This is a genomic window from Pseudomonas sp. GG8 (assembly GCF_052976945.1).
Window position 1 is genome coordinate 4,171,867 of record NZ_JBRIIP010000001.1, and the last position, 18,475, is coordinate 4,190,341.

Sequence of the window (18,475 nt, forward strand, 5' to 3'; positions counted from 1 at the left end):
GTCAAACATGTTCAAAGGCACAACAACACGTTACACCCTGAGCCGCAGAGTAAAAGAAGTGGCTGCAGGCTGACTCACAACCAGAATCCGGACACCAATTCTAAGAAAGTTCCCACAAGTGCAACAGGTACAGTCGCGACGCAATTAGTTACATAACTGCTAGGCTTTTTTTGACTTCTACTCGCACGCACACATATATAACAAAAAAGAATATAACTTTTGTTTTAACAACTAACGGTAAGGGTTAGGGTGTCAGTCCTTTTGAACCATCATGGAGAGTGACCTTGCCTCTGCGTAGCACATTCACGCGTTTCTTTCAGATGGAAGCGGCCAGCGGCCTGTTACTGATCGCTGCGGCAGCGCTGGCCCTGATCATCAACAATTCACCCTTGGCCTGGTTGTACAACGGCCTGCTAGACGTACCCGTGGTTGCACAGGTCGGCGCACTGAAAATCGCCAAGCCTCTGCTGCTGTGGATCAACGACGGGCTGATGGCCCTATTCTTCCTGCTGATCGGGCTTGAGGTCAAACGCGAGGTACTGGAAGGCCATCTGTCCAAAGCATCGCAAATTGTCCTGCCGGGTGCAGCAGCAATCGGCGGCATGGTGGTCCCCGCCCTGATTTTCTGGGCCCTGAACAAGGACGATCCCTCAGCGCTCAGCGGGTGGGCAATCCCGATGGCCACCGACATCGCTTTCGCCCTGGGCGTGCTGGCGTTACTCGGCAAACGGGTGCCGGTATCGCTCAAGCTGTTCCTGATGACCCTGGCGATCATCGACGACCTGGGGGCGATCATCGTGATCGCGCTGTTTTACTCCGGCGAAATGTCGAGTTTGTCGCTGATGTTGGCAGCGCTGTCCATCGTCGCCTTGATTGCGATGAACAGATTGGGGGTGATCAAGCTCGGACCGTATCTGATTATCGGATTGCTGCTCTGGGTCTGCGTACTCAAAAGCGGCGTGCACGCGACATTGGCCGGTGTGGTGCTGGCTTTCTGCATCCCGTTGCGAACCAAAAATGCAGAGTCCTCGCCGCTGCTGACCCTGGAGCATGCGCTGCACCCGTGGGTCGCCTTTGGCATCCTCCCGCTCTTCGCGTTCGCCAATGCGGGCTTACCGCTCAGCGGCGTGACACTCGAGAGTTTCACTCATCACGTGCCAATGGGCATCGCTGCGGGCCTGTTGCTGGGCAAGACGCTGGGCGTGTTCGGCCTGACCTGGCTGGCGGTGAAAACCAGCATGGCCACGCTGCCGACCGGGGCGAACTGGGGGCAAGTGTTCGGCGTGTCGATTCTGTGCGGGATAGGCTTCACCATGAGTCTGTTTGTAGGCTCCCTGGCGTTCGTACCCGGCGCCAGCGAATACGCCGGCATGGACCGCATGGGCATCCTCACCGGCTCGATTCTCGCCGCGTTGATCGGTTACGCGATAACCGCCATGGCCAGTGGTAAAAACCATAAGGCCTGATACCTGGCGTACACCCGCTCAAAAAAAGACCCCGGCCAATAGCCGGGGTCTTTTTTATGGGTAACGTAAACGCTTTAACGCTTAGTGAGAAACACGGCTCGTGCCATTCACGCTCATGATGCGTACGCGCTCGCCGACCCGGAAAATTTCGTTTTCAGCAACTGCCTGCACATAGGCGCGCATGGTGCCGTCATCTTCGCGTACGGTAATTTCCACACCTTGCGTACGAGTCAGCCCCTCTTCCGAGGCAGCACCCAACATACCACCGGCTACCGCGCCAATGACTGCCGTGATAATACTGCCGCGACCACCACCGACCGCGCTACCCGCCACACCGCCGACGACTGCGCCAGCACCTGCGCCGATTGGGGTTTTGGTGCCTTCAATTTTCACCGGACGCAACGATTCGATGGTGCCCATACGTACGGTCTGTACTGTTCGGGCCTCATCGCGAGAGTAGGAATCCCCGGTCAGACTTGAGGAACAGCCGCCCAGTGTCAATGCCAAGGCAGAGACCGAAGCAACCAGCAGAACAGACTTACGCATAAGATCATCTCCAAAAGGACAGATAGCCATTAGACTCCGCGACAAGAACGCTGTCACGACCCCGCAGAGAGAAATTTACTTTCATTCAGCGGAAATACAGTAACGCGTTGTTCCTGATTGATAGACGGCTGTGCTGACATTTAATTCAACGTACTACCGCGAGAAAGGATGTTATGGACTATTTCATCATTGCAGTCGCCACCGTGTCCGCCCTGTACTTCCATTGGTGGCTGCACAGACGGATCAAGCGCTGGATGGATCGCGACCTGGCGTTATCACTGGCGGGCAGTGATCCCGAAAAGAGGACGTTCATGCTGCAGCGCCTGGAACAGGCGCAGCAGCAGAAAATCAAACGCCGCGATTTAGCCGCTTGGCTGCAAGCGGCTGCCGGGCAGGCTCCAGAGGTCCAGGCAGCGCAGAAAACGCCGCAAGGCGATTAAGGGGCCAGCCGCTCGCGAATCCACTGCTGGTTATCCAGACGATAATTCAGGCGGTCATGCAGACGGTTTGAACGACCTTGCCAGAACTCGATTCGTTCGGGTAACAAGCGATAGCCACCCCAATGTTCGGGGCAATGCGGCTGACTGTCGCTGAAGCGTTGTTCGGTGATTTTGAGCAACGCTTCAAGCTCGGCGCGGTCAGCAATGACCCGGCTTTGCGGGGATGCCCAGGCGCCCAGACGACTGCCCAGCGGGCGGACCTGAAAGTAAGCGTCCGAGTCTTCAGGGCTGACCTTGACCACTCGTCCCTCGATCCGGACCTGTCGCTCCAGAGTCGGCCAGAAAAACGTCATCGCGCCAAAAGGACGCGCTGCCAATTGCTGGCCTTTATCACTGTCGTAATTAGTGAAGAAGGTAAAGCCCAGCTCATCCAGCCCCTTGAGCAACAGAATCCGGCAATGCGGTCGCCCGTCTTCATCGACAGTGGCCACGGTCATGGCGTTGGCTTCTACCGGCGCCTGCTCGGTTTTCACCGCCTCGTCGAACCATTGGCGGAACAAGGTAAAGGGTTCGTCCGGCGCCAGGGCCTCGGTCAAACCATCACGGACATACTCACGGCGCATATCGGCCAACGCTCGGGTCATGACGTGCATCCTCGCTGAAAACCCCGGGACTCGGGGCTTACCTTAATTGGACTTGGCTTGGTCAGGGACTGGCTCAACTTTCTTCGCCGGTGCTGCAGCCTTGGTCGGAGCGACCTTGGTCGGGGCAGCCTTTTTAGCGGGTGCGGCTTTTTTCGTGGTCGATGCTTTCTTAGTACCTTTCTTCGCCAGCACGGCCTTCTTGGCGGGCGTAGCCGCTTTGACGTCAGGTGCCACAGGCATCACAGGTTTAGCCGCGACCAGAATTGGAGCAGGCGCCGGCATATTATATTTGCTGAGCAAGGCCAGCATGGTGACCCGTGGCGTCATGACGATCTCGACCCGACGGTTCAACGAACGGCCTTCGTTACTGTCGTTAGCCGCTCGCGGCATTAACGCCCCCATACCACGCAGGTTCAAACGATCACGTTCCAGACCACTGAGACGGAAAATCGCTGCCACTGACTGGGCACGGTCCTGGGTCAACTTCTGATTATCAGGGTCGGCGCCGATGCTGTCTGAATGGCCCAGTACGAGCACCGCAGTTTTCGGGTCGCTTTCAACTATTTTGGCCAGGCGAGTAATAGGGCCCAAGCTCACCGGCAGCAACATGATCGGGCGTTTTGGGTTGAACGAACTGTCCGCCGGAGCGGTAATCACCAGCACGTTCTCATGGCGTTCAAGTTCGAAGGGGCTATCTTTGATGGCCAGACGCAAGCGCGGCTCATAATCATCAAGCCAGGCCTGGGTAATTTTCGGGTCAGGCATCGGGATTGCAGCCACGGCCGGGGAGGCCTTCACCTCGTCCTTTTTAGCCCCGAACGGCCACCACCAATGGCTATCGGAATCGGCCCTGGCGACAACCGGCGCGGGCTTGGCATCAGGTTTAACTACCGCAACTTCGGGTTTTGGCGCTATGGGTACGGCCGCTTTGGGTGCGGCAGTTTTATCAGGGCCAGACTGGGCAACCTTGTCGGCCCCAAAGGACCACCAATGGCCGCCCTCTGCGGAATCATTCTGGGGAGTTTGAGCGCAGCCGGTAATAGCCAGGCACAAAGCAAAGGCGACACTTTTGTTAGATGACATTGTTGACCCACAAAAATAATTAAGCAGTAATCGGGCTTGAAAGAAGCTCATTGAAACAATGCTCTGAAAGCAATCCGGCACTCAAGTTCCCTGAACGCGGCCTTAACAGACAGCCGGCCGGACTATACACACTCGCCCAACACGCGCGCCAGCTTCTGTGCGCGTGGGTCCATCAAGACATAAGGGCCGAGCGTATTGGTCACGAAACCGAAGGCGACCTCGCGCTCAGGGTCGGCAAAACCTACGGAACCGCCTGCGCCGGGATGGCCGAAGGCTTTAGGGCCCAGGCCAAACGTGGCATTCGGCACGTGCGGTTGATCAAGCATGCATCCCAGGCCGAAACGGGTCTGGGTCAGTAAGGTTTTGTCATGCCCGACGCTGTGTTCACGCGTCAACTCACCCAGCAGTTCGGCTTCCAGCAAACGACCATCAAGCAGGCCGCTGTAGAAACCCGCCAGACTGCGGGCATTGCCATGACCATTGGCGGCAGGTTGCTGCATGCGCCGCCATTCAGGTTTATTGGTGCTGGTCATGATCGACGGAGGATTGGTGAAGGCCCGTGCGGTCATGGACGTCGGTTCGCGCATGACTGCGTGCAGCAGGCGCTGCGCAGCTTCATCACCTACGCTGCCCTTGCCACGAGCAATATAGGCGACACGGTGAAACTCTTCATCCGCCAGCCCGACATGAAAATCCAGCCCCAGGGGACGTGCAATACGGGCCACGATGGACTCTCCCGGACCACGCCCATCCGCACGGAGCAGCAACTCACCCACCAACCAACCATAGGTGATGGCGGCATAGCCATGACCATGACCGGGTGCCCACCAGGGCTCTTCCGCCGCGAGCGCATCCGTCATGGCTTGCCAGTCGTACAGCGCTTCGGCCGGCATGATGTAGCGCAGCGCTGGCAAACCCGCCTGATGGCAGAGGAACTGGCGCAACGTGATTTTCTCTTTGCCAGCGGCAGCAAACTCGGGCCAAAGCTTGGCCACAGGTTCGTCCAGACTCAGCTTGCCTTCGCCCACCAGTTGCAAAGCGGTGACCGCAGTGAATGTCTTGGTGCACGAAAACAGATTGGCGATGGTGTCGCTGTGCCACGCCTCAGCGCCATCCCTGTCGGCCGTGCCAGTCCAGAGGTCGAGCACGGTTTCCCCGCCGATCTGGATGCACAATGCACCCCCGCGCTCCTGGGGATCATCGAAGAGCGCAGCGAAGGCTTCACGCACTGCTTCGAATTTAAGCTCGAAATGACCCTGAATCTGCACCCGCTCGCTCCCAGACAACTAATCTACAAAGTGGCGTGTATTGTTCCAGCGATTGAACGCTTTGGGAACAGACTCAGGCAAGAGGATGGCGATTAGCCGCTCGCAAGCAACGCCCTCCTCATTGATCACTATTGCTTGCCGCCATCGCCTTTATCGGACGCTGCCGGAGCCGAGTGTGTTTTGGCTTTTGCCGCAGCGCTGGCCCGAACCTCTTTCTTAAGGACGTCGGCCACCTGCCCGTTGCTTTTGCGCACGGCCTCGACAAAGCCCTGAAACGGCACATCGGTGATGCCGACCAAGCCCACATGACCATTCTCACCATCGAGCAAACGGCCCGTGACGGGCTGATCAAGGTACTGGAACCAGTGCACGCCGACGATTGAAGGCTCTGCCAACGCTTGCTTGAGGAAGTTGGCGTAAGCCGGACCGCGATCTTCTTCTTTGGCAACTTCCATCATGCCGCCCCAGAACGGACCGCGATCACGCGAGCCAAAATGGAATTCGCCAACCAGCACAGGCTTGCCCAGTTCGCGCAACTGGGCGAAGTCATAACCGTCTTGAGGTTTTGGCGTGTAGAAGTTGAAGCTCAGCACGTCGCAATACTCGGCGCAAGACGCCACAGCTTCTGGAGTGCTGACGCCAAAACGCCCGCCCAATAACAGGTGATTGGGCGCGTGCCATTTCAACGCATCGGAAATGGTCTTGAAGTACGTGTCGGCGAATACGCGCTGGAAGTATTTGAAGTCAGCTTCTATCTCGGGGTGTTCCGCGCTCGGCAGCGGTGGCTCGAACCCTGGGTCTTCCATCAGTTCCCAAGCGGGCAGTTCAACACCCCAGGCTTTGGACAGGCCCTGCTGATTGCGGTACTTGTCGCGCAACTGCTTGAGAAATGCCCGTTTGGCCGGAGCATCGGTGGTCATTTTCAAGGTGCCGTACGCTAAGGCGTAGCGCGATTTCGGGTCATCGCCGGGGCCCGCCCAGGCCAGTTCATTGTCGGCAAAATAGCCCACCAGCCACGGATCATCGCGATGATCCCGAGCGGCGATGGCCACGGCACGCTCGGTGGCCATGGCGAAACGTGGATCGAACGGATCCGGCATGCCACCCCACCAGTCCTTGCCCGTGCTGATGCTGCTGTAATCGCCGACGATGGACAGCGGCAAGGTATACGGCACGCGTTCATTCACGCCCAGTTCCGGAGCACTCCAGTTGCCAATCGTGTTAAAGCCCCAGGCTTGCAGACGATCCAGCGTGTGGTGGGTCCAGCGTTTGGCGTCGACGGCAGGCGAGGCGCAATCAGCAGGGGTCGCTGCGGCCACCGGCTGATCCGGCGCAATCGCGTCGGCCTTGACGCATTTTTCCTGGCCATACGTGCGGTGCAGGTTAGCGCCATAGAAATCGAACCAACGGCCGTGATTGAAACTGCGGTCCTTGTTCGCACCTGTGTTCTTGCGGTTGTCGGCCTTGCCATAAAACACGGCCAGGGGATCGGTATCTGCCGGCAAGCTCGAGAACATCCGCTCCCGACCTTCAACATAGGTCCGGCTGTCTTCCGCCGTCACGGCGTTCACACCCAGGGAGTAGAACGGATGACCTTCAGGGGTGACCAGGTACCAGCGCCCGTCGAGTTTCTCGGTGCGGAAGAAGCCCTTGGCCTCAAAGACCGGACCACCGAGCCAACCGCCAAACGGGTCCTGCTTGGGCCGATCGGCCAGCCAGGTCTTGAGCTGCTGCTGTTCCTTGACCGATGAGGCTTTCAGTTGCTCATCGCTGACAATTTTTTCCGGCCATTTGGCCCGGGTGAACTGACCATAGGCATCGACGATATTGTCGTAGGCCGCTTTCTGAACCGCATTACCTTCCTGCACACCGAAACGCTCGAGCAGGATGCTTTGTGCAACATTGGGCTGGCTCATTGCTACGGTGACCGAGACCACTTTGCTGCGATCCAACTCACCCGTGGCGCTGGCCAAGAGCACGCGCTGCCCTTCGTAAGTCCACGGCATCGGTGGTCCGGCACGCATGCCCTGACTCAGGGGCGAGCTGGTTTGCAGGGGGATGAACAAGGTCTGAGCAGGTCCTGCGGGCAAATCGACACGACTGGTGATCACTTTGCCATCAGCGCTTTGAATCCGCACATCAAGGGTCAGCGCCCAATCCATGGCGTTCTGGATACGCAGCGTCATGGCGCTGTCGCCGGACCAATCCCACACGCCGGTCTGTGGTGTCAGACTCAGGCTGGGACGAGCCACTGGATTGAAGGTAACCCGGCGCAATACTTCGCCTTCGGCCGTCTGCTCGGCGTTGGATTGCGGCAGGCTGGCATCCTGCGTCGCAACCTGAACCACATCGGCGGGACGAACGAAGTTGAACAACGTCTGTTGTCCATCCGTAGCCGCCAACAGCGGACCGGAACACAACAGCGCAAAAACCGTGGACAGCGAACGGCGAATCATTTGATTAAGTGCTCCTAAACGACCCGTTGATGGCCAGACTTCAGAGTGACAAACAACGTGGCAAACATGGACCGGACCGGGATAAGACCCGATCCGGTGCAAATGATGCCCAACAGCTGTCAGGAAATTTCGCGGCGGAACGGCGGCAGCGCGTTGAGGATCGCTTTGCCGTAACGCTGGGTGACGACGCGTCGATCAAGCAACGTGATGGTGCCGCGGTCTTCTTCAGTCCGCAGCAAACGTCCACAGGCCTGGACCAGACGCAACGACGCGTCAGGCACGGCGATTTCCATGAACGGATTGCCGCCACGGGCTTCGATCCACTCCGCCAACGCCGCTTCCACCGGATCATCGGGGACCGCGAACGGGATTTTGGCGATGACCACGTGTTCGCAGTAGGCACCGGGCAAATCCACCCCTTCGGCAAAACTGGCCAGGCCAAACAGCACGCTAGACTCGCCACTGTCGACCCGTGCTTTGTGCTTGTTCAGGGTTTCCTGCTTGGACAGATTGCCCTGAATGAAAACCTGCTTACGCCAGTCGCGCTCAAGGCCGTCGAAGACTTCCTGCATCTGTTTGCGCGAGGAGAACAGCACCAGCGTGCCACGGGAGCCTTCTACCAGTTTCGGCAGTTCGCGGATGATAGCAGCGGTGTGCGCCACGGCATCACGAGGGTCTGCCTTGAGGTCCGGCACGCGCAACACACCCGCATCGGCGTGATGGAACGGGCTTGGCACCACGGCGGTCACCGCGCCTTTGGGCAGACCTGCACGCATGCGAAAACGATCGAACTTACCCAGTGCGGTCAAAGTCGCCGAGGTCACCAGTGCACCATAGGCAACGTTCCACAGGTTACGCCGGAGCATTTCCGCCGCCAGAATCGGGCTGGCGTTGACTTCGATATCGAACAACGAGCCGCTGTCGGCCAGGGTCAACCAGCGCGCCATGGGCGGGCTGTCTTCTGGATCTTCAGCCGTAAAGGCCGTCCACAACTCCCAGTTGCCATGGGCGCGGGCCAGCAAGCTGCCGAACAGCGGGTACCACTCTTCAGCCTGATGGCTGGCAATGCCGATGTTGACCTCGCCATCCATACCTTCCTTGAGCAGCTCGGTCAGGCGCGTAAACAGGTCATCCAGGCGGGAAAAACCCTTCTTCAACTCGATGCCCATGTCGCGCATGTGCTCGGGCACCACGCCACCGATGAAGCGGTGACGTGGGCGCTCGCGGCCTTCCATGTCTTCACCGGCCTTGAAATCGGCTAACTGCTCACAGGCCGCGAACATGAACTGTTGCTGGGTCTTGATCTCACGGGCCAGTTCCGGCACCTGCTCGATAAACTTGCCTAGGTCGCCCGGTAAAGGGTGCTGGGCCAGCAGTTTAGCGAGGTTCTTGGCGGTCTGCTCCAGCCAGTCCGACGTCGAGCGCAGGCGCGTGTAGTGGGCAAAGTGGCCGATGGCTTTATCCGGCAGGTGATGGCCTTCGTCGAACACATACAAGGTCTCACGCGGGTCGGGCAACACCGCGCCCCCGCCCAACGCCAGGTCTGCCAGCACCATGTCGTGGTTGGTGACAATGACGTCGACTTTACTCATGCCCTCGCGCGCCTTATAAAAAGCACATTGGCCGAAGTTCGGGCAATGGCGATTGGTGCACTGGCTGTGGTCGGTGGTCAGGCGCGCCCAGTCCTGGTCTTCCAGTGCTTGCGGCCAGCTGTCACGGTCGCCGTCCCATTTATTGCCGGCGAGCTTTTCGATCATGCTGGTAAACAGCTTCTGGCTGGCCTCATCGACTTCGATCTTGAAGCCTTCTTCTTCGAAAAGCTGAGCAGTGGCGTTGGTTGCATCACCTTCCTGCAACAGCATGTCGAGCTTGGACAGACACATATAGCGGCCGCGCCCCTTGGCCAGGGCAAAGCTGAAGTTCAATCCACTGTTGCGCATCAGGTCAGGCAAGTCTTTGTAGACGATCTGTTCCTGCAAAGCGACGGTCGCCGTGGCGATCACCAGGCGCTTGCCCGCCGCCTTGGCAGTCGGAATGGCCGCAATGGCATACGCCACAGTCTTGCCGGTGCCGGTGCCCGCCTCGACGGCGACCACTGCCGGGTCGCCCGAACGCCGGCCTTCTTCGTCAGTGTCGATGTCGCCCAGCACTTTGGCGATCTCGGCGATCATCAAACGCTGGCCATAGCGCGGCTTGAGGCTCTTGGCTTCGAGGAAACGCGAATAGGCGCCCTGGATCTGGGATTTGAGTTCGTTACTGATCATTGGCTTAGGGCGCTACGAATGCTGAATGAAGGTGCTGGATAAATTTTCAGTGTTTCTGAGAGGCCGCTATCATACCGTGCTAATTCCTCTCGCGCAGAATGGAGTACCCGAATGACCGCTTTCGCCCTTGTCTACACGTTGCACGTGCTGGCCGCCCTGATCTGGGTCGGCGGCATGTTCTTCGCCTGGATGGTCTTGCGCCCGGCAGCCGGTGTCGCCCTGGAAGGTCCTGCGCGCCTGAAATTGTGGGTCCAGGTGTTTCCGCGGTTCTTTCTTTGGGTCTGGGTGGCGGTGCTGGTATTACCCATCACAGGCGTAGGCATGATCCATCTGCAGTTCGCCGGTTTTGAACTGGCGCCGCGTTACGTGCAGGTGATGATGGGCTTGTACGTGGTGATGGTAGCGCTGTTTATTCGCATCCAGGCACTGCAATTGCCTGAACTGCGCCGTGCGGTGGTTGCCGAACAATGGCCTGAGGGCGCTGCTGTATTGGCCCGTATTCGCCGCTTGGTTGGGATCAATCTGATTGTGGGGCTGGTGCTGGTGGCCGTGGCCGCGACTCGATTTGGGTTTTAATGGTTGAAGCGGTGTGTCAGGCACACCGATTCAACCCACTCGCAAGCCCATTAAGGCGTGTATTCGCTTACAACCGCTGCAAGGTCATCGCACCATTAGGGCCTGCCGCACCAGGCTGGCCCGGTTGACCTGGCTTACCGGATTTGCCGCCGTCAGCACGGTAGACCACGCAGCCCTTGGAGGCTCCGCCCTTGCCAGCACGCCCCCCCTCACCCGCCAGACCACCCGCACCGCCGTTGACCTGTACTTTCACACGCTCTGCCGGAAAGCTTTGCGGCAGCTCGACACGGACTTGCGCACCCGCAGCACCATCATGACCGTTGCCACCGTTGTCGCCATCGTACCCGCGACCCGCCTGGCCCCAGGTGCAACCCGGAGCCTGACCATTCGCGCCGTCGAGGCCGACAAAACCAGGCGCGCCCGAACCACCACGGGCATCGACCGATAACGCTTCTGCCGTCAGATTTTCCAGACGCAAGGTCAGGTTACGGCCCGGCAATGCGGGCTTGAGAAACGTGCCGGGAGCGCCACGGGCAGTGATCTCGCTACCTGACGCCAACTGACCACGGCCTACCACCAGATTGAAGCTCTGCTCGCTGGGCACAATCGCAATCCGCGCCTCGTGGCCCAGTATCAATTCACCGACCTTTACTTCAGCCAGACTGGAGGGAATCAGCAAGGTGCCGTAATCGGCGACTTCCAGACGTTCCAGTTGCAAGACACTGGTTTTACCGGGCAGACGCATCAGCGAATGCGACTCGACCGTCACCACTTGGGCGATAGCCATTGGGCTGCACAATAAGGCCAACAGGCAAAGATTACGCATGAGCAACCTCCGCCGATGGGCGGGAAATGGATTGGATGTGAAAGATACCGAACATAAGAACCAGCAGGCGATCACGCCATGGATGGACGCGCCGGCGCAGGTTGCTATTGAATAGCATCAGTTCAAGCAGGTGGGTCAACAATGCCAGGCTGCCAGCCAGACGGAGCAACACATCGAAAGGACTTGGCAGCGCAGTGGCCATATTGACCAGCACCATCAGCCAGAATCCCAGTGTCATCGCCTTCCCCAACCCCCAAAACAACTTCATACATGCCCCTGGCAGTTATTCTTTCGCGCACAGTAACGGCTTCTGCGCGAGATTTGCCAGCGTGCATTTAAAAATGTTCGAGCGCCCCGATTAGAGGTGCTGTCTGCACCGCGAAAATGCCGGGCGACACACACGCATCGACCCGCACGTCTCTTAGCCGTGCCTAGGCACTTGTCGCAACCGTCCGGGACATTATCATCGCCGCCGATCAACACACCATAGCCCGTGAAAGTGGCGTTTTGAGTCGCCCCTGATCACACACCAGTTACGCCACCAACTGCAGCAGACACAGACCAGTCGGTTTTTTTGCAAACCTGCACGTCCTGCAGACGTGCTACGCATAGGACTAGGCCATCTCGCTACAGCAGGCTAGTCTTGCAACTCAATTGAGGATTTTCGATGACTGAAGGCTTTTCTATACGCACGCCCCAACAGGCGCTGGCCGCATTACTTGATCGTTACGCCCCCAAGCGTTTGTTGTTGATCGGTGCTGGAAGTTTTCCCGCACTTGAGGCATTTCAGGCTGCTCACCCGGAAACCGAACTGGCCCATGCCGCCCCCGGCGCCTTGCCAGCCGAGCTGGCGGCGCAACGTTTCGATCTGGCACTGGTGGTCGATTGCCTGGAGCATTTGCCTAAACGCATCGGCCTGGAACTACTGGGCGGGATCCGCAACCTTAACGCCAGCCGTATTGCCGTGCTGGCAGATCTGCCCGCGTGCGGCTGGCAGGACACCGACTTTTATTCACTGGCACTGCAAGCCAGTGAACGCTTTGCCCGTGACGAGCAGATCCTGACCTTGTTCACTTACGACCTGCGTGAATACAAACAAGTCCCCGACTGGCTGAATGCTAAGTTCTGGGCCAACCCAGAGAACTTCGGCAAATACTGGTGGTAAATCATGAGTAGCTCGATCTGCCCGTGTGGCAGCGGCAATTTACTGGACGCCTGCTGCGGGCATTATCACGCGGGCCTCCCGGCCCCGAGCGCGGAAGCCCTGATGCGCTCGCGCTACAGCGCCTATGTACTGGGCTTGATCGACTATCTGCTGGACACCACATTGCCTGCGCAGAAGGCAGGTCTGGATCGTCAATCGATCAGTGACTGGAGCGCACAAAGCACCTGGCTGGGCCTGAACGTCGAGCACGTGGAAGTGTTCGGCGGTAAACCCGAGCATGCGCTTGTAACCTTTGTTGCTCGCTGGCATGACGGCAGTGGCGAACACAGCCATCGTGAGCGCTCGGCGTTCGTGCAGAATGAGGGTCGCTGGTATTTCATCGATCCCACTGTGCAGCTCAAGGCGGGACGCAACGATGCTTGCCCCTGTGGCAGCGGGCAAAAATTCAAGAAGTGTTGCGCCGGTTATCTGGGCTGAATCAGGTTCAGCTCAACTTAAGGTGCGATGTGTCTGGCGCAGGTCCTGGCTTGGGCCTCTCAAGCTGGCCCATGTCACTGCCCACCGGCGCCAGGCTGATTTGTGATAAATCCAGACGCGGCACTGGCGCCTCGGCTTTCGGGTCTTGCATATCGCTACCCACCTCGGCAATCGAGAAATCAGGGGCATCTACCGCCGAAAAAGCCGCCATGTAAGCGTCTCTTGGGGCCACTTGTGATCGGTGACTGGGTTGAGCCGGGCGGTTAAAGCCAGGCGCATCGGGCGGCGGCGCCAGCTCCACTTCCTCCATATCGACCTGCATGTCCACCTTTTCGGCCAGTGCCCCGGCGCGTTCAAGGATCGAACGATATTTCTCTGCCGCAGCCTCATCGAGATTGTTCTTGAGCACCAGACGCCGTCCGGAAAACAGCAGCTCGATGCGCTGGGCATCCGCCTGAAACAACTTCGCCAGATTCGCCTCGACCCGCTCGCGCTGGGCGCCGGGGACCAATTGGCCCGTAAAGACAATTTCGTAAAGGTTCATTGGCCATACTCCTACTGCACATGCCCCGAGTATGGCGCAAGCCCACGCTAACAGGTCAAGAGGAAGTGCTCAGAGCCCTGCTGGCTTGGGGAGATCCATATGGTCGAGGTCTGGCTTGCTCCAGGGATCGACATGCGTCATCAGGTTTAATACTCGATGACGCTGCATCACATTCTGACGCGCCTCAACTGCAATCTCATGCCCCTCTTCAACGGTAATCGAAGCGTCCACTTCTATATGCGCGTCAACAATAATCATGTCGCCCATTTTACGCGTGCGGATATCGTGAACACCCTTGATACCGGGCGTTTCAATAAGCGTATTGCGAATCATGGCGACTTCTTTCTCGTCCGCGGCACGGTCCATCAGGTCATGCAAGGCATCCCAACTAAACGACCACCCCATCTTGGAAACCATGCACCCGACAATCAGCGCAGCGATTGGATCAAGGATCGGATAACCCGCAAGGTTACCGACAATGCCGATCCCCACTACCAGCGATGAGGCGGCGTCTGAACGTGCGTGCCAGGCGTTCGCAACCAACATGCTTGACTTGACCTTCTTGGCAACAGCCAGCATGAAACGAAACAGCAACTCTTTAGCGACAAGCGCTCCGCCAGCGACCCATAAAGCAATGACATGCACGGTCTGCACGGTCTCGGGTGCTTCGAGCTTGCCGACGGCCGACCAAATCATGCCAACACCGACGGCCAGCAACAGTAAACCCAGCACCATTGATGCGGCGGTTTCAAAACGCAAATGCCCATAAGGATGGTCTTCATCCGCGTCCTTCTTACTGTTGTGGCTGGCGAACAGCACAACGAAGTCTGCCACCAGATCCGACAGTGAGTGAATACCATCGGCGACCAGGCCTTGAGACTTTGACAGTATCCCCACCGCAATCTGAGTGAACGTCAGAACGAGGTTTACGCCAACACTTACCCATGTGCAGCGAGAGGCAGCCGCTGCCCGCTCAGCAGGGCTATGAAGCTCGTCCTCTGGATCGTCAGCGAACTCTGGATGACTCATGTATAGCTTCTCCTGTGTCTGTAGAGGAAGGTGTGCTGCCCATAGTGAGTTCAGTGTGAATTCAGGAGCATCCCATGCGGATATAACACGCACTGAACGGCAACCTAAATGAACACAGCATTCAACACCCGGGCAGACCATTAAATAGGCGTTTAACAGGGCGTACATGCGAACGATTCAAAGTATGCAAACATTCTTATTTAGCAGGCCGCTATTTTAGATGACGGGCTTCTATTGAGACAAGCGCATTACTTCATATAAAGCTTAAGGTTTCCTGAACATACGTTAATTTTATACTCATAAGGGGACCTGTAATACAGGTACTGTTTATTAAGTGTCCGCTCCAGCAGGCGGCTCTTTTTACTTCAGCGGCTGAGTCTCTTTAACGACCGCCTGACCCGACAAGGATGGCCGCCCTCCGGGAAAATATGACGCTACGTGGAAATTGGGCGATAATTCCTGCCGAATTTATTCTGGAGTGACCTCGATGAACCAAGAAACCCACGTTCATGGCCCCGACTGCAACCACGACCACGACCACGACCATGATCACCACCACGACCACCAGCACGCACACGTCCATGGTCCAGACTGCGGCCACGCGCCCCAGGAACCAGTGCGCAATACCTTGAAGGATGTTGGCCGCAACGACCCATGCCCTTGCGGCAGCGAGAAAAAATTCAAGAAATGCCACGGCGCTTAATGTAACCGCCGCATCGCCAACCGCGCTGCGAGCCAACGCGTGCATGCGTTGGTCGATAAGGTCAATCCGCCGAAGCCTTGAATGCCCGGCGCCTGAAAGGGCGCCTTCGCAGGCAACGTAGTCCACATCCCTGGATAAATCCGCACATTAGCCGCGATGGCTGCTTGCGTGGCGCGTGCCGGCTCACTAACGTAGCGCCTTTCCACGCCACCCCCGCAGGAGCTTTGCCATGGCCTCGCCAGCCCTCTCATATTTTCTACCCCGGTTCGGCGTTGCCGCAGCAGTCGCTGGAGCCCTGAGCCTGGCCGGTTGTCAGCTCAACGGCGGCGGCAGCGACACGCTGCCACCGACCTCTGGGGTGTACCCGCTCAAAGGGTTGGCGCAAAATGTTTCGGTGCGCCGCAACAACCTTGGCATGCCGCTGATCGAAAGCAGCACCTTTCACGACGCGCTCTTTACCCTGGGTTATGTTCACGCCAGTGACCGCATCAGTCAGATGGTCGGCATGCGTTTGCTGGCCCAAGGTCGCCTGTCCGAAATGGACGGCCCCAGCGCACTGGAAATCGACCGCCTGATGCGCTCGATCAACCTGAAGAAAAGCGCCAGCGAGCTGTACAACGGCTCTTCGCCGCGCCTGAAACGTTTCTTTGAAGTCTATGCGCGCGGCGTTAACGCCTACCTGTTCCGCTACCGCGACAAACTGCCGGCGGATTTGGCTGCGTCTGGTTATCACCCTGAATACTGGAAGCCGGAAGACTCTGCGCTGATCTTCAGCCTGCTGAACTTCGGCGTGTCAAAAAACCTGCAGGAAGAACTGTCATCCCTGGTATTGGCGCAAAAAGTCGGCGCGGACAAACTCGCCTGGCTGATCCCGACCTACCCCGATGAAGAATTACCGTTCGCTGAAGCCGAGAAGCTCAAGGGCTTGAACCTTGGCCAGGTGTCCGGGCTTAGCGATCTGAATCGAGTCGCCAGCCAACTGTCAGACCTGAACATGCTCGGTGTGGCGGCTGCCAACAACTGGGCGATTTCGCCACGGCGCAGCAGAAGCGGCAAAAGCCTGATGGCCAACGACATACACCAGAGCGCAAAACTGCCTTCGGCATGGAACTTCGTGCAGATCCGCGCCCCGAAATATCAGGCTGCCGGCGTCTCCATTGCAGGCCTGCCCTTGGTGATGGCGGGCTTCAACGGCAAGCTGGCCTGGAGCATGACCGGGGTCATGGGTGACAATCAGGACCTGTTCCTCGAGAAGCTCAAGCGCGAAAACAACAAACTGTTCTATATGGCCGATGGCAAATGGCAGCCCGCCACTGTTCGCAATGAAACCTTCTTCGTTAAAGGTGAGCGCCCCGTTCGCGAAACCATCTACGAAACTCGCCACGGACCGCTGCTCAACAGCGCGCTGGGCGAACGAACAAGCCCACAACAACCAGTGCAACTGAACAGCGGTTTTGGTTTGGCCCTGCAAACGCCAGACTTCAAAGACGACAAAAGCATGGACGCACTCTTCAACCTGTCCCGCGCGCAGAACGTCGAAAAGGCTTCCGATGCCAGCCGCGAAATTCGCGCGATAGCCCTGAACATGGTATTTGCCGATGCACAGAATATCGGCTGGCAAGTCACCGGGCGCTTCCCGAATCGCCGTGAAGGGCTTGGCTTGCTGCCATCGCCAGGCTGGGACAGTCGTTTTGATTGGGACGGTTTCGCCGACCCGATGCTCCACCCCTACGATCAAGACCCGGTGCAGGGGTGGATAGGCACCGCCAATCAGCGCACCGTGCCTAAAGGTTATGGCATGCAACTGTCGAACTCCTGGAACTACCCGGAGCGGGCCGAACGCATCGCCGAAATGGCAGGCAGCGGTAAGCAGGACACCCGCAGCATGATCGCCATGCAATACGACCAGACCACGACCTTCGCTGCCAAACTGAAAAAAATGTTCGAAACGTCGGGCATGGCTCAATCGCTGAAACAGGCAATCGAAGCCCTCCCTGCAACTGATCGCGCCAAGGCACACGAAGCGCTCACGCGCCTGCTGGCATTCGATGGCAAGCTCTCCGCCAACTCGGCCGATGCGGCGCTGTATGAGCTGTTCCTCCAGGAAAGTGCCAAGCAGATATTCCTCGACGAGCTGGGCCCTGAAACCAGTCCGGCCTGGAAAGCCCTGGTCGAAAGCGCCAACCTCTCCTACTCCGCCCAGGCCGACCACCTGCTGGGACGTGAGGACAGCCCGTATTGGGATGACACCCGAACGCCGCAAAAAGAAGACAAACCGACCATCCTTGCCCGCAGCCTGGCAGCGGCCATCACTGCCGGCGAAAGCCAACTAGGCAATGATCACAAGGCTTGGCAATGGGGCAAATTGCACCATTACGCCTGGACCTCGGAAGGTAGCCGACGCAGCCCGATTCCCGCAGGCGGCGATCACAGCACCCTCAACGAGTCGGCCTATAACTGGGGGCAGGATTTCGACACCCGACTGATCCCGGCCATGCGATTTATCGTCGACTTTGGTCAACAGGAACCGATGATAGGACAGAGCACTGGCCAGTCCGGCAACCCGGCCAGCCCGCATTACGCCGATGGCATCGACCCTTGGCTCAAAGGCCAATACATGAGCATCCCGATGCAGCCGCAGAACTTCGACAAGACCTATGGCAAGCAGAGACTGACGCTGATACCTGGTAAATAATGGGATGCGGCGTGCCAGACACGCCGCATCGCCCCACGATGGAGCAACGTCCGTGCCTGTTCCCGGAGGACGACTCCAGCGTGCTCGTTTTAGTGGCATATTGGCCTGCGAAGAAACTCGTCTATCCTGTAGCTCGTTCTGAGCTGGCAATGAGCACTTCTCCATCAAAGTCATCATTGCGACAACTCCGTACATTTAAAACGCACGTTCGTCTCTTTGGTTCAAAAATTGCTATCTTCTTCGGGTCTGGCGCTCGCCGGTAGCAAGCCTCGCGTGTTCCCAACGCTCATTTT

At 58.1% G+C, this 18,475-nt stretch carries 17 protein-coding genes; 7 read left to right on the forward strand and 10 right to left on the reverse strand.

The genetic code is table 11. The annotated features are described in order from the left end of the window. Nucleotides 1-284 precede the first annotated feature (284 nt). Nucleotides 285-1,466, forward strand: a complete 1,182-nt coding sequence (gene nhaA, locus ACVBEG_RS20085) for a Na+/H+ antiporter NhaA (RefSeq protein ID WP_322181353.1) — start codon at nucleotides 285-287, stop codon at nucleotides 1,464-1,466. A gap of 81 nt (nucleotides 1,467-1,547) precedes the next feature. Here the strand turns inward: nhaA and ACVBEG_RS20090 are convergent, their stop codons facing one another. Beyond that, entirely contained in the window at nucleotides 1,548-2,012 is a 465-nt protein-coding gene (locus ACVBEG_RS20090; protein WP_322181355.1) for an outer membrane lipoprotein, read from the reverse strand. Nucleotides 2,013-2,185: 173 nt separating this feature from the next. Here ACVBEG_RS20090 and ACVBEG_RS20095 point away from each other — a divergent pair, with 173 nt between their 5' ends. Next, entirely contained in the window at nucleotides 2,186-2,452 is a 267-nt protein-coding gene (locus ACVBEG_RS20095) for a hypothetical protein (RefSeq protein WP_322181357.1), read from the forward strand. Here the strand turns inward: ACVBEG_RS20095 and pdxH are convergent. The 5 genes from pdxH to dinG form a co-directional block, all read right to left on the reverse strand. After that, nucleotides 2,449-3,096, reverse strand: a complete 648-nt coding sequence (gene pdxH, locus ACVBEG_RS20100; RefSeq protein ID WP_322181359.1) for a pyridoxamine 5'-phosphate oxidase — start codon at nucleotides 3,094-3,096, stop codon at nucleotides 2,449-2,451. The two genes, ACVBEG_RS20095 and pdxH, sit on opposite strands and share 4 nt — an antisense overlap. Before the next feature lie 42 nt (nucleotides 3,097-3,138). Then, complete coding sequence (locus ACVBEG_RS20105; RefSeq protein WP_322181361.1) at nucleotides 3,139-4,179, reverse strand: OmpA family protein; 1,041 nt, start codon at nucleotides 4,177-4,179, stop codon at nucleotides 3,139-3,141. Between the two features lie 122 nt (nucleotides 4,180-4,301). Continuing rightward, nucleotides 4,302-5,447, reverse strand: coding sequence for a serine hydrolase domain-containing protein (locus ACVBEG_RS20110; RefSeq protein ID WP_322181363.1), 1,146 nt, complete (start codon nucleotides 5,445-5,447; stop codon nucleotides 4,302-4,304). A 128-nt stretch (nucleotides 5,448-5,575) separates the two neighbouring features. Continuing rightward, nucleotides 5,576-7,903, reverse strand: a complete 2,328-nt coding sequence (locus ACVBEG_RS20115; RefSeq protein WP_322181365.1) for a beta-agarase — start codon at nucleotides 7,901-7,903, stop codon at nucleotides 5,576-5,578. 119 nt (nucleotides 7,904-8,022) lie between these two features. After that, nucleotides 8,023-10,167, reverse strand: a complete 2,145-nt coding sequence (gene dinG / locus ACVBEG_RS20120) for an ATP-dependent DNA helicase DinG (RefSeq protein ID WP_322217585.1) — start codon at nucleotides 10,165-10,167, stop codon at nucleotides 8,023-8,025. Nucleotides 10,168-10,278: 111 nt separating this feature from the next. Between dinG and ACVBEG_RS20125 the strand changes: the two genes are divergently transcribed. Then, complete coding sequence (locus tag ACVBEG_RS20125) at nucleotides 10,279-10,743, forward strand: CopD family protein (protein ID WP_322181369.1); 465 nt, start codon at nucleotides 10,279-10,281, stop codon at nucleotides 10,741-10,743. A gap of 67 nt (nucleotides 10,744-10,810) precedes the next feature. Here ACVBEG_RS20125 and ACVBEG_RS20130 read toward each other — a convergent pair whose 3' ends face one another. Beyond that, entirely contained in the window at nucleotides 10,811-11,569 is a 759-nt protein-coding gene (locus tag ACVBEG_RS20130; RefSeq protein ID WP_330200381.1) for a collagen-like protein, read from the reverse strand. Next, on the reverse strand, nucleotides 11,562-11,837 hold the full coding sequence (locus tag ACVBEG_RS20135; RefSeq protein WP_322181373.1) for a DUF1145 domain-containing protein: 276 nt from the start codon (nucleotides 11,835-11,837) through the stop codon (nucleotides 11,562-11,564). The genes ACVBEG_RS20130 and ACVBEG_RS20135 overlap by 8 nt, the downstream gene beginning before the upstream one ends. A 399-nt stretch (nucleotides 11,838-12,236) precedes the next feature. Between ACVBEG_RS20135 and ACVBEG_RS20140 the strand changes: the two genes are divergently transcribed. Beyond that, a complete protein-coding gene (locus ACVBEG_RS20140) occupies nucleotides 12,237-12,734 on the forward strand; it encodes a DUF6231 family protein (protein ID WP_322181376.1) in 498 nt (165 codons plus the stop codon). Between the two features lie 3 nt (nucleotides 12,735-12,737). Continuing rightward, nucleotides 12,738-13,211, forward strand: a complete 474-nt coding sequence (locus ACVBEG_RS20145; RefSeq protein WP_322181378.1) for a YchJ family protein — start codon at nucleotides 12,738-12,740, stop codon at nucleotides 13,209-13,211. A gap of 7 nt (nucleotides 13,212-13,218) precedes the next feature. On the opposite strand, the gene ACVBEG_RS20150 is transcribed toward ACVBEG_RS20145, so the two are convergent. Together ACVBEG_RS20150 and ACVBEG_RS20155 are read right to left on the reverse strand one after the other, a co-directional pair. After that, nucleotides 13,219-13,755: a hypothetical protein gene (locus ACVBEG_RS20150; RefSeq protein WP_322181380.1), complete on the reverse strand. Its 537-nt coding sequence runs from the start codon at nucleotides 13,753-13,755 to the stop codon at nucleotides 13,219-13,221. Between the two features lie 69 nt (nucleotides 13,756-13,824). Beyond that, entirely contained in the window at nucleotides 13,825-14,952 is a 1,128-nt protein-coding gene (locus tag ACVBEG_RS20155; RefSeq protein ID WP_369124883.1) for a cation diffusion facilitator family transporter, read from the reverse strand. Nucleotides 14,953-15,271: 319 nt separating this feature from the next. Here ACVBEG_RS20155 and ACVBEG_RS20160 point away from each other — a divergent pair, with 319 nt between their 5' ends. Together ACVBEG_RS20160 and ACVBEG_RS20165 are read left to right on the forward strand one after the other, a co-directional pair. Then, a complete protein-coding gene (locus tag ACVBEG_RS20160) occupies nucleotides 15,272-15,487 on the forward strand; it encodes an SEC-C metal-binding domain-containing protein (protein ID WP_447108239.1) in 216 nt (71 codons plus the stop codon). A gap of 229 nt (nucleotides 15,488-15,716) precedes the next feature. Beyond that, complete coding sequence (locus ACVBEG_RS20165; RefSeq protein ID WP_322217590.1) at nucleotides 15,717-18,182, forward strand: penicillin acylase family protein; 2,466 nt, start codon at nucleotides 15,717-15,719, stop codon at nucleotides 18,180-18,182. The last annotated feature ends 293 nt before the right edge of the window (nucleotides 18,183-18,475 follow it).

Bases quoted from the DNA above. Each gene is read 5' to 3' on its own strand.
- ACVBEG_RS20090 (WP_322181355.1), bottom strand. From the start codon at position 2,012: ATGCGTAAGTCTGTTCTGCTGGTTGCTTCGGTCTCTGCCTTGGCATTG.
- ACVBEG_RS20095 (WP_322181357.1), top strand. From the start codon at position 2,186: ATGGACTATTTCATCATTGCAGTCGCCACCGTGTCCGCCCTGTACTTC.
- pdxH (WP_322181359.1), bottom strand. From the start codon at position 3,096: ATGACCCGAGCGTTGGCCGATATGCGCCGTGAGTATGTCCGTGATGGT.
- ACVBEG_RS20105 (WP_322181361.1), bottom strand. From the start codon at position 4,179: ATGTCATCTAACAAAAGTGTCGCCTTTGCTTTGTGCCTGGCTATTACC.
- ACVBEG_RS20115 (WP_322181365.1), bottom strand. From the start codon at position 7,903: ATGATTCGCCGTTCGCTGTCCACGGTTTTTGCGCTGTTGTGTTCCGGT.
- dinG (WP_322217585.1), bottom strand. From the start codon at position 10,167: ATGATCAGTAACGAACTCAAATCCCAGATCCAGGGCGCCTATTCGCGT.
- ACVBEG_RS20125 (WP_322181369.1), top strand. From the start codon at position 10,279: ATGACCGCTTTCGCCCTTGTCTACACGTTGCACGTGCTGGCCGCCCTG.
- ACVBEG_RS20130 (WP_330200381.1), bottom strand. From the start codon at position 11,569: ATGCGTAATCTTTGCCTGTTGGCCTTATTGTGCAGCCCAATGGCTATC.
- ACVBEG_RS20135 (WP_322181373.1), bottom strand. From the start codon at position 11,837: ATGAAGTTGTTTTGGGGGTTGGGGAAGGCGATGACACTGGGATTCTGG.
- ACVBEG_RS20140 (WP_322181376.1), top strand. From the start codon at position 12,237: ATGACTGAAGGCTTTTCTATACGCACGCCCCAACAGGCGCTGGCCGCA.
- ACVBEG_RS20145 (WP_322181378.1), top strand. From the start codon at position 12,738: ATGAGTAGCTCGATCTGCCCGTGTGGCAGCGGCAATTTACTGGACGCC.
- ACVBEG_RS20150 (WP_322181380.1), bottom strand. From the start codon at position 13,755: ATGAACCTTTACGAAATTGTCTTTACGGGCCAATTGGTCCCCGGCGCC.
- ACVBEG_RS20155 (WP_369124883.1), bottom strand. From the start codon at position 14,952: ATGTACGCCCTGTTAAACGCCTATTTAATGGTCTGCCCGGGTGTTGAA.
- ACVBEG_RS20160 (WP_447108239.1), top strand. From the start codon at position 15,272: ATGAACCAAGAAACCCACGTTCATGGCCCCGACTGCAACCACGACCAC.
- ACVBEG_RS20165 (WP_322217590.1), top strand. From the start codon at position 15,717: ATGGCCTCGCCAGCCCTCTCATATTTTCTACCCCGGTTCGGCGTTGCC.